This window comes from Flavobacterium circumlabens (assembly GCF_004345565.1).
Taxonomy (GTDB): Bacteria; Bacteroidota; Bacteroidia; order Flavobacteriales; family Flavobacteriaceae; genus Flavobacterium; species Flavobacterium circumlabens.
Genome location: NZ_SLWA01000007.1, coordinates 270,707 through 285,618, shown reverse-complemented (window position 1 = coordinate 285,618; position 14,912 = coordinate 270,707). Strand labels below are relative to the sequence as shown.

Below are 14,912 nucleotides of genomic sequence, written 5' to 3'. Positions count from 1 at the left end.
TAATATACTTTTATAAAGAGGGAGGAATCCCCTTTTATTGAAGAGTAAAATTTGACCGGTGATAATCTTTCAATATACAAATTTCACGTAATTGAAACAATGAAATTGAAGTATCTCTAATCCTGGGCAACTGAATTAAGATAAAATATAATTTGAATTTTTGTTCCCATTCCAATTTTTGATACAATTGTAAAGTGACCTTTTAGTAAGTTCGCTCTTTCTTTCATATTGAGTAAACCAATACCATTTTTTTTATTTTCAACATCAAATCCTTCTCCGTCATCCGTAATACAAAGTTTTAAGCGGTTGTTGCTTTTTCTCTGAATTATGATATCGCAATTCTTTGCATTTGCATATTTATTGATATTTAAAATAGCTTCCTGAATGATCCGATATAAATTTATTTTATAGATGTTCTGAATCGTAGACCAGTCCAGTTTTTCATCGTTTCGATATTTAAAACGGGTTGTACTGATCTCTTTTTGATTATCTATTAAGGCCAGTAGCAATACATTAAAATCGTTACCTTCAAAAAAAGAACCCCGACTTAAATCATGCGATATAGTCCTGATCTCATTTTCAATATTTTGCAGCTCAGAAATATACTCTTTCCTTTTTTCGACAATTTCACTCTCTGACTTGGCATTAAAAAAGCCTAAATTCATGCGGACACCGTAAATCTTATTCATGATACCATCATGTAATTCTTTGGCGATTTTGGCTTTCTCATTATCTCTTGCCACATTTATATTTTCATGCTGATCCGTAAGTAATAAATAGATTTCTTCATTTGCTTTTTGCTGCATTTTCAAAAATTTAAGCTCTTTGTTTTTGTATTTAAAGTATCTTAAAACAAAAACAATAACCAACAACAGAATCAGTACAAACGAAATAATTAAAATATTAAAGTTCTTATTGGTCAAAATTTTATTTTCATCCTCTATTCTCGAGGTTTCATATTCAATTCTGGCGTATTTTTCGTGCGCATTTTTCTGAACAATATTAATACTGTCACTTAATTTGATATATTCATTTGAATAATAGAGACTTTGTTTTTTATCTAAACCGGAAAGAAGTCTTAAGGAGGTGAGGATTTCATTACTATTCTTAAGCCTAATGGCCAGCTGATTAGCTTCTCTTAGAATTTTAATTGCTTTGACAGTGTCTTTTTGCGTTAGGAAATATTCACCAATATGAATTTTTTTATACAAAACGTCCAGCTCGTCTCCGCTTTTTTCTACCATTTCCAATGATTTGGAAAACATTACATAAACATTGTGGTATTGTTTATTCTTCATTTTAGAATACGCCAGATTGCTGAGAACATTGGCATATAATCGGGGAGATTTTTCTTTAAATTCTTTTGAAAGCAGACCTTTTAATTTTTTTATGGACTTTGAATATTCTCCTTTCAGGTCATACAGATTACAAATATTAATAATCGATGTGATATTATAATCACTTATCTCCTTTTTATCAATATCGTTAAGTTTCATTTTTTCCAAACTATTCAAAGCCAATTGGTGGTACCATAATGCCTTATCATAATTATCCAGCTTCTCTAAACAATTACCCATTAAGGTATTACAGGAATAAATTAACCGCAGGTCTTTAGATTCTTTCAGATACTTCAGTGCCTTAGAAATTTCAACTTCACATTCTATATAGTTTCCATCGTAAAATAAAACATAGGCTTTATTAAACAGCATCTTTGACATATTATCATAATCTGATAATTGATAATACAATTTTTCCGCCTGTACATAATAAAAATAGGCACTGTCCTTTTTTATATTTCCATAACTGTCACCAACATAAAAAAGTGCTTTTGCTATGCCTTCCTTATCATTTACTTCTTTTGATAAATGGAGGGCTACTAAACTCGTACTTAAAGATTTTTCGAGGTTGTTGTTGTAATAGTATTCCGTAGAGATCTTAAAATACAAATTTCTAATGGTGGAATCATTTTTCTGAAGTTTTAATAAAGCAACTATCGAATCTAAATACTGCTCTTTCTTTTTGCCTTCTAAATTATTACGATCAAATGAAATAACTGTATTAAATTCAGAACCAGTCAGTTCTGTTTTTTTACAGGAAAAAATTACGAGCACTAGAAATAAAAAAAATATTCTGAAAGATGTTACCAAAGTCGAAGTGTTATTTTACTTCTCAAATATAGTATTTTGAAATAAAAAGACTATAAAATTTACGAATAAATCCTATAGTCTTTTTATTTCAAAATAAAGAGGTACTAATCTTTTCTTGGTGGTTTTGGATTACTTGGATCACCTTCCGCAGTATTATTTGCATCTGAAATGATAGTAGTTGAGTCAATAGCTTTGACATTTATATCTTTATGCAAATAATTTTTCACCTCTTTTTCAGAAGTAATCTTTAAAGTTTTAGTCTCAGTCTGTTCATCAATATCATCTGTTGAACAGGAGAAAATAGAAAAAGAAAGTAAAATAAATGAAGCAATACATAATCTAGTTTTCATAATAATTTGATTTAATATCATTTATACAAAAAAAAGACTACAATTGTATTTCATTTTACGGTATATCCGTAAACTTAAAGTTACATTATAAAGAATTCAGGAAAAATAGGACTAAATCAAAAATGGTAGTGAATTGTAAAATTTTAATTACAAATATAAAGACTTGAATGTCTCTTTTTACTAAAAACATATTATGATAGCATTATTAATACTAAATTTTAGTAAAGTTTTAGTAAAAATATACAAAAACCAGAATTATTGCACACAAAATCCTTTTTTTTTAAACCACAAAAAAAACTCTATGATTACTTAACTGTCTATTAAACAGCTAACCACTCATAGAGTTTTTAACCTATTCTATTTCAACTATATTTTACTATAGCAAATCAAAACGATCAAGATTCATCACTTTAGTCCACGCCTGGACAAAATCGGTAACAAACTTTGCTTCTGAATCGGCACTTGCATATACTTCAGCTATAGCCCTAAGTTCTGAATTAGATCCAAATAAAAGATCGGCACGTGTACCTGTCCACTTTACTTCACCTGTATTGCGATCATGTCCGGCATATTCTTCTTTATCGTCTGAAACTGCTTTCCAGGCGATTCCCATGTCCAGTAAATTCACAAAGAAATCATTCGATAATATTTGCGGACGGTTTGTGAAAATTCCTTTTGATGATCCGTCAAAATTAGCATTCAAAGCGCGCATACCTCCAACCAAAACTGTTAGTTCAGGTGCTGTAAGGGTTAGCAGCTGCGCTTTATCAATTAAAAGAGCTTCTGTAGCCACCGAATATTTAGCCTTTTTATAATTTCTAAAACCGTCTGCAATAGGTTCCAGAAATGAAAAAGATTCTACATCTGTTTTTTCCTGCAGTGCATCTGTACGACCCGGTGTAAAAGGAACCGTAATCCCATTTCCGCCTTCTTTACCTGCTTTCTCAATTGCGGCTCCTCCGGCCAGAACAATTAAATCAGCAAGAGAAACTTTTTTAGTTGATTGCCCTGCATTAAATGCGCTCTGAATATCTTCCAAAACCGCAATTACTTTTTGCAGCTGAACAGGATTATTAACCGCCCAGTCCTTTTGAGGGGCCAGTCTGATGCGGGCACCATTAGCACCACCACGTTTATCGGAACCTCTGAATGTAGAAGCTGAAGCCCAGGCGGTTGAAACAAGCTCGGCAACAGTTAATCCCGAATTCAGGATTTTTACTTTCAGTGCTGCAATATCCGCTTCGTCTATTAATTGATGGTCGACTGCCGGAATTGGATCCTGCCAAAGCAATTCTTCTGCCGGAACATCGGGTCCAAGATACAAGGTACGAGGTCCCATATCACGATGCGTTAGTTTAAACCAGGCTCTGGCAAATGCATCAGCAAACTGATCCGGATTTTCCAGAAAACGACGTGATATTTTCTCATATTCAGGATCCAGTCGCAAAGAAAGATCGGTAGTCAGCATCGTTGGCAGGTGTTTTTTTGAAGAATCAAAAGCATCAGGGATAATGGCCTCAGCATTTTTCGCTACCCATTGATGTGCCCCTGCCGGACTTTTGGAAAGTTCCCATTCAAAACCGAAAAGGTTTTCAAAGAAATTATTGCTCCATTGCGTTGGTGTGGTGGTCCAGGTTACTTCCAAACCACTGGTGATCGCATCTTTACCTTTTCCGGAACCATATTTATTATGCCACCCCAAGCCCTGTTGTTCAAGATCTCCACCTTCAGGCTCTACGCCTACGTTGTCAGATGGAGCAGCTCCGTGCGTTTTACCAAAAGTGTGTCCTCCGGCAATTAGTGCTACAGTCTCTTCATCATTCATGGCCATACGTCCAAAAGTATCACGAATGTCTTTAGCGGCAGCTATAGGATCCGGATTACCGTCAGGTCCTTCGGGATTAACATAAATTAAACCCATCTGAACAGCCGCAAGAGGTTTTTCCAAATCACGGGTATGAATATCCCCATCTGCATTATCATCAGAAGAAACGACAGCATGTTTCGCTACGCCTTCAGAACCATGTGCATATCGCTCATCACCGCCCAGCCATACTTTTTCTGATCCCCAGTAGATATCCTGTTCCGGTTCCCATACATCTTCGCGTCCACCGGCAAAACCAAATGTTTTAAAACCCATTGATTCAAGTGCAACATTTCCGGTCAGTATCATTAAATCGGCCCATGAAATTTTTCTTCCATACTTTTGCTTGATTGGCCAAAGCAGTCTTCTCGCTTTATCTAAACTTACATTGTCCGGCCAGCTGTTAAGCGGCGCGAAACGCTGCTGTCCTGCACCTGCTCCTCCACGGCCATCCCCTACACGATAGGTTCCTGCACTGTGCCATGCCATACGGATAAAAAGACCTCCATAGTGACCAAAGTCAGCCGGCCACCAATCCTGTGAATCCGTCATAAGTGCGTGAAGGTCTTTTTTAAGAGCCTCCAGATCCAGGCTTTTAAAAGCTTCAGCGTAGTTAAAGTCTTTATCCATCGGGTTGGATAAAGAAGAATGCTGGCGAAGTACATTCACCTTTAATTGATTGGGCCACCAGTCCTGGTTTTTTGTACCGGCATTTACTGCAGTAGCCTGCTTTGTACTTCCGTTATGGAATGGGCATTTACTGATGTCATTTGAATTGTTTTCCATTTTTTTAAATGAGTTTATTGTTAATAATCAAATTTTATAAACCATGCATGTTATTAAAAAATCAGATTAACGATGCCTGAAAAAAGCACCAGAAATACGAATCCTTTATTTTTAGTTGTATGAACGACATAAAATAAAGAAGTATAAAAGTATTAAAATTACGCAAATTCCTATTTATAGTAAACCTGATATTTTCTATTAATAAATAGTTAAAACTTATCGTATTTAAATAACAATCGAAAAACCTTATATCATTCAAACTCCTAGTTACCTCATTTTTACTGTTTAAAAAAGGAGATAATTTAAATTTTACTGTAATGAAACACCAAAAAAAAGAGTTGAAATATTGCTATTTTCAACTCTTTTTACTTTTACTTTATTTTGAATACTTACTGTTTCGGCAAGTCAACCGAAAGTTTAAACCCTATTATTTCCATTTTGTCCAGTTAGAATCCGGTCTTTTAAAGGTTTCCGATAAAAATTTATAGGCAATTTCATTAAATAATACCGGATTGGAGGCAGGCGCAAAATGTGTTTCTCCGGGCATTATGCACAATTGTGCTTTGGGGATATTTTCATAAATTTCTAAACTGTGTTTGTTTTTAATGATATCCTCATCACCTGCCATTATTAATACTTTTGCCTTTATTTTTGATAAATCCTTAGTGGGAATATTAGGCTGATCTCCCAAAAGTCCCAGCATTTGCTTTTCTGTTTTCCAGTTATGGCTGATGTCTTTCTCCTTAATTTTCAATACAACCTCTTTTTTGTGTTTCGCAACCTCGTTGACAGCCCAGCCATTAACAGCTGTTGAATCCGGTCTTAAATTGGCACCCATTGCGACAATTTTCTTTATTTTTGCTTTACCGGAGATCCCCATTTCCAATCCAACAATTCCACCGTCACTCCAGCCAATAATGCTGATTGAATCTAATTTTAAATGATTCACCAACCCTTCCCAGTCTTTTGTGATTTGCACATAGGTCAGCGAATCTGTTTTCATCTCTGATTTTCCCTGGCCTCTGCTATCCGCTATAATGACCCTGTATTTCGTTTTAAAATAATCAATCTGATTTCCCATTGAATTAATACTTCCACCATTTCCATGAATGAGCAGTAAAGGTTCTCCTTTTCCATATTCCTCGTAATAGATTTTAGCACCATTTATTTCAGCATATTTCCCGACCGCTTTATTGTCGCCATAAGGTGTTTCAAATTTAAAGTTCATATGAACCTGGGCATGTGCCCCGACAACAATTGAAAACACCATAAATAGTACTAACAGTTTAATTCTTCTTTTCATAAAGGTTGGTTTGGTTTCGTTAATGTCCTGTGGCTTCGTGAGTCAGCGCCATTAGAACAGCGTATTTTTCTGACGAAACGAATATAGGAAATAAAACAGTAATTGCACTAAAATCCTGATTTGACTTAATAGCTATTACCCCCGCGTCCCCATTATTGCTTCTTCATTTTCTGTATTACTTTTTTACCCATAATATAAAAACCGATCAGGAATAAAAAGTGAATTAAATACGATTTAGGTTCACTGTTTCCGTTTACTACAGAAAAAATACGATTCCACCTTATCTTATTAATTCCACTGCCATTCGTATTCCAGCTGAACCAGATAAATACGGGCTTACCCACTACGTGATCAAAAGGCACATAACCCCAGAACCTGGCATCTAAAGAATTTTGGCGGTTATCTCCCATCATCCAGTAATAATCCTGTTTAAAGGTATATGTGGTGCTTACTTTTCCATTGATTATAATTTCATCGCCCTTAATTTTTAAACTGTTCTTTTCATATTCCTGTATAATCCTTTTGTAAAAAGGAAGTGTTTTTACGGTTAATGGAATAGTAGCTCCTTTTTTAGGAATATAAATCGGTCCGAAATTATCGATATTCCAACCCAAAGAACGAATGTGAGGAAATACGTCCCCGTCTATTCCTTTTGGAGCTAAATATTTTTTTACGCTTTTTACGGTTGGGTTATTCGCCAATAAGGCCGCTTCTTTGTCTGTCAGTGTCAAAAAATATTCCCCTTTATTGGTTAGGGCAAAATCTCCGTTTTCATACTTTAAGCCTTCCCTGGCCCCATATCGGTTGACAAGGGCATCCTGACTAATGGCTTCTCCTTTTGTATCTACCAGAAAATTAAACTGAGGTTTTGCGCTTTCCGGTAATTGGCTCAGTTTCCCGTTAATGTAAATATCCCCATCCCTGATTTCCAGAGAATCTCCGGGTATTCCAACACATCGTTTTACCAGATTTGTTTTTTTATCAATAGGTTTATAATAATTCCGGTCCGGTTTGAAATTATCCATATCGCGCAAGGTGTCTGCAGGCTGGTTAAACACTACAATTTCATTACGCTCAATTTTTTCTATAGCGGGAAATCTAAAATACGGTAACTGAAACTTGTTTAACAGCGAGGTTTCTTTTTTAGTAACATCATCACTAAACAGATACGATTTCACCCCTAAAAAAGGAATCGAATCATGCACCATCGGCAAGGTAACAGTAGTCATAGGAGTTCTTGGACCAAAGTTAATTTTACTCACGAATAAAAAATCTCCAATTAATAATGTTTTTTCCAATGAGGAAGATGGAATCGTAAAAGGCTGTATGACATAAGTATGCACCAATGTCGCTACAATAATGGCAAATAAAAGAGAACTTACCGTGTCTCCCGATTTTGTCTGGGACTTTAGATTTCTATTCTCAATGTAGGTTAGTTTTTCAGAAGTATAGTTTAAAAAAGTAATATAGAAGCCTAATGTCAGTACCACCAATATCGTATCCAAAGTAGTATTCTTTCCAAAACTTCTAATAGTCTCTACCCAGATGACCGGAATCATAATGAGATTAATAATCGGTATAAAAAGTAAAAAAGCCCACCAACGCGGACGATTTATAATTTTCATAAGAATTACAAAATTGTAAATCGGTATAAATGCTTCAACAGCCTTTCTGCCCGCTTTTACATAAAGTTTCCAGGTAGACAGTCCATGAATAATTTGCATGATTAAAATAAAAACAAGCCATTCTGATAAATTCATATTTTATTTTTTTAGTTATTAGTATAAAAATTTGAGTTCCGGGTATTTGAAAAATTATGCGGTAAAAATTACACCATCTTCTATAGGTAGTTTTTTAACCAAATATGTTACACAATAAGTCAACAGGATTTGAGCCAAATCGCTAAACAGCACGCAGCTTTCAAAATAAATCAGTTAAAAAAAACTCATAACCTCAGCAACTTACCCCCTAAGTACCTTAAAAAAAAGCCTTACGATTTTATAAGATTTAACTTTTTAAGTGTAAGCAGGGAAATGGAGTGTTGCTTAAATTTATTTATAATATAAAAGACATAAAATGATACAATTAATACAAGATAGCCCCAATAATATTGCCGCTTTTCGCGCAACGGGAGAAGTTACCCAGGAACATTTCCAGAATATTATAATTCCGGAAGTAGATCGTGTGATCCAACAAGTTAAACACATCAATTTCCTTTTGGTTTTAGACACTGAATTAGAAAATTTTACCACGGGCGCCTGGGTTCAGGATGCAATGTTGGGCCTTAAAAACATTGGAAAATGGAACAGGGCAGCAATCGTTACTGATTCTGATACTATCATTTCTTTTACCAATGGCTTTAGTTACCTGATTCCGGGTGAATTTAAAGGTTTTAAAAAAGAACAATACGACGAAGCCCTGACGTGGGTTTCTGAAGAGACACTTTAATGTTAAATACGGGCACGCTCTTGTGATATGGCAAAAATTAAAATTTCTTTTATCACAACTTTCGTGATAAGAAGTAAAATAAAATTAAAAATATTACAAGGTCCGTAATAAGACAAAAAATAAATTAAAAATTATCACAGCGATAGTACGCTGGCTCTGATGTGCTTTAATTGCTTATCTCAGTACAGCGTCTTACGGGTAAAACAATTTTAAAATTGAGGATTATGAGAGCGATATGGACAGGTGCAATTAGTTTTGGGTTAATCAATATTCCCGTAAAATTATTTTCTGCCGTACAGGAAAGTACATTAGACATGGATATGCTGGACAAAAATGACCATTCGAATATTAAATTCAAAAGAGTCAATGAAACTACGGGAAAGGAAGTGGCGTACGGCAATATCGTAAAAGGGTACAAAATAGACGATAAATATGTGATCCTGGAAGAGGAAGATTTTGAAGCCGCCGATGCCGAAAAAACAAAAACCATTGACATTCTAAACTTTACGCTCGAAAAAGAAATTGACAGCCTTTATTATGAGCAGCCTTATTATCTAGAACCGGACAAAGGCGCCATGAAAGCGTATGCGTTATTGCGCGATGCCCTGGAAGCTTCAGGAAAGGTAGGCGTAACCAGTTTTGTCATGCGAAATAAGGAAGGTTTAGCGATCTTAAAACCGTATAAAAATGTGATCGTGTTAAACAGAATCCGTTTTGAGCAGGAAATCAGAGATACTTCTGAATTAAAACTCCCGGCTGTTTCTAAAACAAAAGTCAAAGAAATGGAGATGGCCAATAAACTGGTAGAACAGCTTACCGAAAAATTTGACATTTCCAGCTATAAAGATGAGTATACCGATAAACTTCTGAAAATCATCAAGGACAAAGCCAAAGGCAAAAAACAAGCTGCCCCAAAACTAAAAGTCGTTCATAAACAAAACGATGATTTAATGGAAATGCTGAAAGCAAGTCTTGAAAACAAAAAAAAGAAAAGTTCCTAAGAACTTTTCTTTAGTATTGCTTTTATATCGGCCCCTTTTCCTAAAACCGGCTGCCAAAGATCCCCTTTCTTCTCAAATCGTTTTAATACATTTTTGATGGTAAATTGAGAAGGCGATAATTTTGCATTTACCTCACTCCACTCCAATGGCGTAGAAACTGTGGCTCCCGGTTTTGGCCGCACGGAATACGGAGCTGCAAGCGTCTGCCCTTTTCGGTTTTGCAGGTAATCCAGGTAGATTTTGTGATTTCTTTTTTTGATCGAACGTTCTAAACTCGTTGTTTCGGGTAATCTGGAATGGACTTCGTGCGCAATAAGTTCCGCAAATATTTTTACGGAATCATAGTCATATTTTGCTCCAAGAGGAATATAGACATGAAGTCCGGAAGCACCGGAAGTTTTACAGTAACATGCTGTTTCAAATTCATCCATCACCTCTTTTACCATGAGTGCGGTTTTTACAACTTCCTTAAAGTCATCCTTTTCGGGATCAATATCAATCACGACCCAGTCCGGATTTTCGATATGTTTGATCGTAGAGTTCCACGGATTAATGTCAATACAGCCCAGATTGGCCATGTACAGCAAAGTCGCTTTGTCATTGCAAATCAGGTAATCGACATTAGCATTGGTAGATTCCGAAAAAATCTTTTTGGTTTTAAGCCAGGACGGAATTTTATCATCATCGACATCTTTCTGATAAAAACCGGATTGTTCGATTCCATTCGGGAAACGGTACATGGATTCCGGACGGTCTTTTAGATAAGGTAAAATCAAATCGGCAACCTCATTGTAATAATTGACAATGTCCCCTTTGGTTATGCCGTCAGCCGGAAAATAAATTTTATTCTGATTGGTTAAATGCAGGGTTGTTTTCCCTGCCTTTAAATCAAAATTACCCTCTTTTTCAGGAGCTGATTTACTTTCTAATGTAGTGGTCTTTTCCATTTTTTCTTTTCCTTTAATGTTATCCTTTCCGGTAAAAAGTACTTCTTTTACATTTTTATCTATTCTCAAGCCAAGATATACGGGCTGACGCAGATGATTATCCTGAGTCCACTCCGCAAATTTAACCTGACAAATCAATTTTGGTTTGATCCATTGAATAGTATCCCGCAGCGGTACTTTTTCTTCCAAAGGAGATTTATCTGTAAAATAAGGAGCCAATTTAAGGTGCAGTTCTTTCAGTACTTCCTGCGTAAAACCGGTTCCGCATTTACCAATAAATTGTAATATGCCCTCCTTATATTGTCCCAGTAGTAAAGCTCCAAAATAGGTACGTGAATTTTTAGGCTCCGTAATTCCGATTATAATCGCTTCTTCCTGTTGGGATAATTTTATTTTAAGCCAGTCTCCTGTTCTTTTTCCAATAGTATACGGACTGTCTGCTTTTTTAGCGATGATTCCTTCACTTTCTTTTTTAGCGGCAACTTCCAGAAATGCGATCCCTTTTTCGGGAACATGTTGGGAATACAGAATATTCGAAAATTTAGATTTAGACACTAACATTTCCAGCAGCTCTTTTCGTTCCAGTAAAGTCAAATGAGTCGTATCATTTCCGTCCAGGTTCAAAATATCAAAAACATAAAATTTTAATTTTCCTTTTCCTGTTTTTAAATAATTTTGCAGTAGTTGAAAATCCGATTTTCCTGCTTCATTTTCAACCACCACTTCCCCATCGAGAATGGCTTCGTGGTTTATTTTTTTTAATTCGTCGGTTATCGGTTGAAAATTTTTAGTGAAAGAAATCTGATTTCTGCTAAAAAGTTCTGTACCGCCTTCCTTTATAACAGCGAGCGTGCGATAACCATCAAATTTATTTTCGAAAATCCAATCCGGGTCATCAAAAGCTTTGTCGGTCAGACTGGCGAGCATTGGTTTTTTAAATATAATAGCGGTTTTTTTAGTCTCTTTGTTTTTTTTCTCAGCAATTGTGGCTGACTTTATATCAGTCGTTTTTTTTTTAGCTAATGCTTTTTCTTTGGCAGATTTCTTTTCTAAAACATCCAGGCTAAGTTTAGAAATAACCGATTTATCTTTTTTAAGAATATCTTCGGTAGTGGCATATTTATCTTCTTTTTTAATCAGAAGCCAGGCGTTTTCCTGTTTGCCTTTTAATTGTACCAAAGAAAAATTTCCTTTAAGTTTTTTACCTTTTAAAGTAAAACTGATATGGCCTTTTTTAAGATCTGCCTGCAATTTATCTTCGGCAGTACCTTTATAATCTGAATCAGCCGGAAGGTAGGTTCCGTTATCCCAGACAATCACGTTTCCGGCCCCATAATTTCCTTCGGGAATAGACCCTTCAAAATCTTTATAGTTGTACGGATGATCTTCTACCATCATCGCCAAACGTTTTATTTCAGGATCTAGCGAAGGCCCTTTAGGAACTGCCCAGCTTTTCAGGACGCCATCCATTTCCAATCGAAAATCATAATGCAAATGGGAAGCAGCATGCTTTTGAATCACAAAAATTAATTCATTTTCAGATCGTCCCACCTGCCCTTTCGGTTCAGCTGTATCGCTAAAGTTTCTCTTTTCGTTGTATTTTAGAAGTGACATACCTTTTATTTGATTAATTAAACTTCTGGTGCATTAAAAATCCTGACTCAATTGAGGACGTAATTGGATCTATCAAATTTAAAAAGGCTTACAAACAAGCACTTACACAATTACAAACGAATTTTATAACATTAGAAGGAACAAAATATCCTTGCACTTTTTAGCATTAACATTGGGAGATCTGCAATTTAATTCTTTCCTTATTAAAATAGTATAAAATTTTACGGAAGTTATGTAAAGAAATTTCCGGATTAGAATTGCAACTTTGTAAAAGACATCTTTTAATACCATTAGCATCACGATTGAGATTTGGATTAGAAAAATGTCTACCTAAATACAAACGAAAAATTGAACATTAACTTAAAAAATAATAATCATGGAATCAGGTAAATTAGCAGTCACATTACTTGCTGGTGTAGCAATTGGAGCAGCAATCGGAGTTTTATTCGCTCCGGAAAAAGGAGAAGATTTAAGAAATAAATTAGCAGATCTTAAATCGGATTATTTAGGCAACTTAAAAGACAAAATAACCGATTTTACAGGAGATCTTACAGGAAAAAATACGCCGAACAGCGGTTCTGCCAATCAGCCTGTATAAAACAACATACTTTATTAGAAAATCCCCAGTACCTGAAAATTTTCAGGTACTGGGGATTTTTATATTTAATAATAATTCCCACTAATCGGGAAGTTCCCCAATGGCAACCGGTTCCATTCTTGGTTGCGCATTCATATGATGTCTGTATTTGCTTGACGTTTCATACGCTAGTTTTCGAACTCTCATTATATTTCCCAACGGACGATGTTCCGGCAGACAGTGAAAAGGATTAAAACTCAAAACATCATCTGCGTAAACCCTGCGTTCCGGACTAAACGTATTTTGGGGTAAGATGGTCAATTTAGCAATTGGCTGATAAGGGCTTTGTTCTTCGGGCCATTGCACCGAGCCATCTTCAACCGGCATTGTTTCAAGATTGGTACAAAGTTGTGCACTCATCTCAAATTCAGCTGTATTAGATTCAAAAAAGCCGGATATCAGCTTTGTTAAAAAAGCATTTTCATCGGCTTCTATTTCTTCTTTGTCTATTTTCTTTCCTGATACTTCTTTCAGATTATCTGAAAGAGGTTTTACATTTATTTTTGCCACGTAATCGCCATAGCGAATTGCTGCCATACTAAAATAAGTGTCCCCTAAAATATGAGGCCCCGGCGCACTCAATATATTCGTATCGTCTGCGAGGCCAACGGCAGCGAGGACATTTTGTACCCCTACAGCAACCTTCTGTTCTATCTTTTGAAACAATTCGCCACTGTCTGCCTGTTTTTCCAATCCTTCCTGCAGTTTCAGATATTCGTTTATCGTACCGGTAGGTATAATGGGATAATTGACCAGTAGAAAATCCTGCGTCATGGCATGGGCTAAATCAGGAAGGAATTTTTCTCCTTCAACTCCAATGATTTTGATGGCCATACCCCGAAAAGCCGACATCTTATCGGGAACTATTGCGCCTTGTGCCGTCGAATATCGAATAATAACCGGATAAGTTTTAGGCTGGCTGAATACTCCCTGCGCCAAATGTTCCGGAAGGTTGTCGTAAATTTTCAATTCCCCTTTCAGAATTCCGTGGCTTTTTGCATGTGCATCGCGAATCGCATGACGGTATTTTTCAAACATCAGTCGGTTTACCCTTGCCATAGAGTCAACAATTTTCTGATTGATTTCGTCTTCGTTGGGCTGTTTAACTTCGATATTTTCGCTGTAACGTATATAATTTGTTGACGCTTCCATAGTTTATTTTTTTTAATTGATTCTCATTTACTTACTGTTGACAATCACAATTTCATCCATCGCAATTGCGTAAATTAAATCGCCCTGTTCCGGCCGCATCATATGTTTCCCTGTAAATTCTCCAAAAGCAGGCAGAATCATCTGATTTTCCTTCTGGAAAAAGCAGGGTAATTTTAAAGACTGTCCTCCCAAACCTCTTAAGGTAACTCCGGGATGAATGTGGCCCGAAAAGTTAAACCAGCCTTTATTTTCCTTGGGATGATGCGTTAACAAAAAGCCATCAACTTCAAGGAATTGCAGTACTTCTATATGAATATCGGTATAATGTTTTTTATTAATAATATCGTGATTTCCGGCAATAAGGGTAATTTCGCTGACACAACAGGAAACCCATTCTTCAAATAAATCCCATTCCTGATTGATAGAACTGTGAAATAAATCGCCCAGAAAAATTACTTTTTCAGGACTGAAAAATTCGGCCACTTTGGTCAGCCTGCTGAAGTTTTCTAAAATCGCATTATTGGGAACGGCTACGCCATGTTTCCTAAAATGTGACACTTTACCCAAATGCACATCAGAAATCAGCAGCCATTTTTTGTCTTCCCAAAATAAAGCACCGGTTGGATGTAAAACGAAAGTCTGATCTTGTATTGTTATCTTCAT

The 14,912-nt window shown here is 35.9% G+C and carries 11 protein-coding genes; 3 read left to right on the top strand and 8 right to left on the bottom strand.

Annotated elements, in window-relative coordinates:
- Nucleotides 1-116: 116 nt before the first annotated feature.
- The 5 genes from EV142_RS17565 to lepB all read right to left on the bottom strand — a co-directional run bounded on the left by EV142_RS17565 (nt 117) and on the right by lepB (nt 8,210).
- Entirely contained in the window at nt 117-2,111 is a 1,995-nt protein-coding gene (locus EV142_RS17565; RefSeq protein WP_132037142.1) for a sensor histidine kinase, read from the bottom strand.
- Nucleotides 2,112-2,251: 140 nt separating this feature from the next.
- Complete coding sequence (locus EV142_RS17560; RefSeq protein WP_132037141.1) at nt 2,252-2,497, bottom strand: hypothetical protein; 246 nt, start codon at nt 2,495-2,497, stop codon at nt 2,252-2,254.
- A gap of 376 nt (nt 2,498-2,873) precedes the next feature.
- Nucleotides 2,874-5,147, bottom strand: a complete 2,274-nt coding sequence (gene katG, locus EV142_RS17555; RefSeq protein ID WP_132037140.1) for a catalase/peroxidase HPI — start codon at nt 5,145-5,147, stop codon at nt 2,874-2,876.
- A 427-nt stretch (nt 5,148-5,574) separates the two neighbouring features.
- Nucleotides 5,575-6,450 (bottom strand): alpha/beta fold hydrolase, encoded by an 876-nt coding sequence (locus EV142_RS17550; protein WP_132037139.1) that lies wholly within the window; start codon nt 6,448-6,450, stop codon nt 5,575-5,577.
- A 152-nt stretch (nt 6,451-6,602) separates the two neighbouring features.
- Nucleotides 6,603-8,210, bottom strand: coding sequence for a signal peptidase I (lepB, locus tag EV142_RS17545; protein ID WP_132037138.1), 1,608 nt, complete (start codon nt 8,208-8,210; stop codon nt 6,603-6,605).
- A 316-nt stretch (nt 8,211-8,526) separates the two neighbouring features.
- Between lepB and EV142_RS17540 the strand changes: the two genes are divergently transcribed.
- Complete coding sequence (locus EV142_RS17540; RefSeq protein ID WP_132037137.1) at nt 8,527-8,898, top strand: SpoIIAA family protein; 372 nt, start codon at nt 8,527-8,529, stop codon at nt 8,896-8,898.
- A gap of 224 nt (nt 8,899-9,122) precedes the next feature.
- A complete protein-coding gene (ku, locus tag EV142_RS17535) occupies nt 9,123-9,899 on the top strand; it encodes a non-homologous end joining protein Ku (RefSeq protein ID WP_132037136.1) in 777 nt (258 codons plus the stop codon).
- On the opposite strand, the gene ligD is transcribed toward ku, so the two are convergent.
- A complete protein-coding gene (gene ligD / locus EV142_RS17530; RefSeq protein WP_132037135.1) occupies nt 9,896-12,460 on the bottom strand; it encodes a DNA ligase D in 2,565 nt (854 codons plus the stop codon). The two genes, ku and ligD, sit on opposite strands and share 4 nt — an antisense overlap.
- Before the next feature lie 376 nt (nt 12,461-12,836).
- On the opposite strand from ligD, the gene EV142_RS17525 reads away from it, so the two are divergent.
- The gene (locus tag EV142_RS17525; protein ID WP_132037134.1) at nt 12,837-13,058 is read left to right on the top strand and encodes a YtxH domain-containing protein; all 222 of its coding nucleotides are present in this window, start codon (nt 12,837-12,839) and stop codon (nt 13,056-13,058) included.
- An 81-nt stretch (nt 13,059-13,139) separates the two neighbouring features.
- Here EV142_RS17525 and EV142_RS17520 read toward each other — a convergent pair whose 3' ends face one another.
- The gene (locus EV142_RS17520) at nt 13,140-14,249 is read right to left on the bottom strand and encodes a catalase family protein (protein WP_132037133.1); all 1,110 of its coding nucleotides are present in this window, start codon (nt 14,247-14,249) and stop codon (nt 13,140-13,142) included.
- A 27-nt stretch (nt 14,250-14,276) separates the two neighbouring features.
- Nucleotides 14,277-14,912 (bottom strand): ligase-associated DNA damage response endonuclease PdeM, encoded by a 636-nt coding sequence (gene pdeM / locus EV142_RS17515; protein ID WP_132037132.1) that lies wholly within the window; start codon nt 14,910-14,912, stop codon nt 14,277-14,279.

Bases quoted from the DNA above. Each gene is read 5' to 3' on its own strand.
- ku (WP_132037136.1), top strand. From the start codon at position 9,123: ATGAGAGCGATATGGACAGGTGCAATTAGTTTTGGGTTAATCAATATT.
- lepB (WP_132037138.1), bottom strand. From the start codon at position 8,210: ATGAATTTATCAGAATGGCTTGTTTTTATTTTAATCATGCAAATTATT.
- katG (WP_132037140.1), bottom strand. From the start codon at position 5,147: ATGGAAAACAATTCAAATGACATCAGTAAATGCCCATTCCATAACGGA.
- EV142_RS17520 (WP_132037133.1), bottom strand. From the start codon at position 14,249: ATGGAAGCGTCAACAAATTATATACGTTACAGCGAAAATATCGAAGTT.
- EV142_RS17540 (WP_132037137.1), top strand. From the start codon at position 8,527: ATGATACAATTAATACAAGATAGCCCCAATAATATTGCCGCTTTTCGC.
- pdeM (WP_132037132.1), bottom strand. From the start codon at position 14,912: ATGAAGATAACAATACAAGATCAGACTTTCGTTTTACATCCAACCGGT.
- EV142_RS17560 (WP_132037141.1), bottom strand. From the start codon at position 2,497: ATGAAAACTAGATTATGTATTGCTTCATTTATTTTACTTTCTTTTTCT.
- EV142_RS17550 (WP_132037139.1), bottom strand. From the start codon at position 6,450: ATGAAAAGAAGAATTAAACTGTTAGTACTATTTATGGTGTTTTCAATT.
- EV142_RS17525 (WP_132037134.1), top strand. From the start codon at position 12,837: ATGGAATCAGGTAAATTAGCAGTCACATTACTTGCTGGTGTAGCAATT.
- ligD (WP_132037135.1), bottom strand. From the start codon at position 12,460: ATGTCACTTCTAAAATACAACGAAAAGAGAAACTTTAGCGATACAGCT.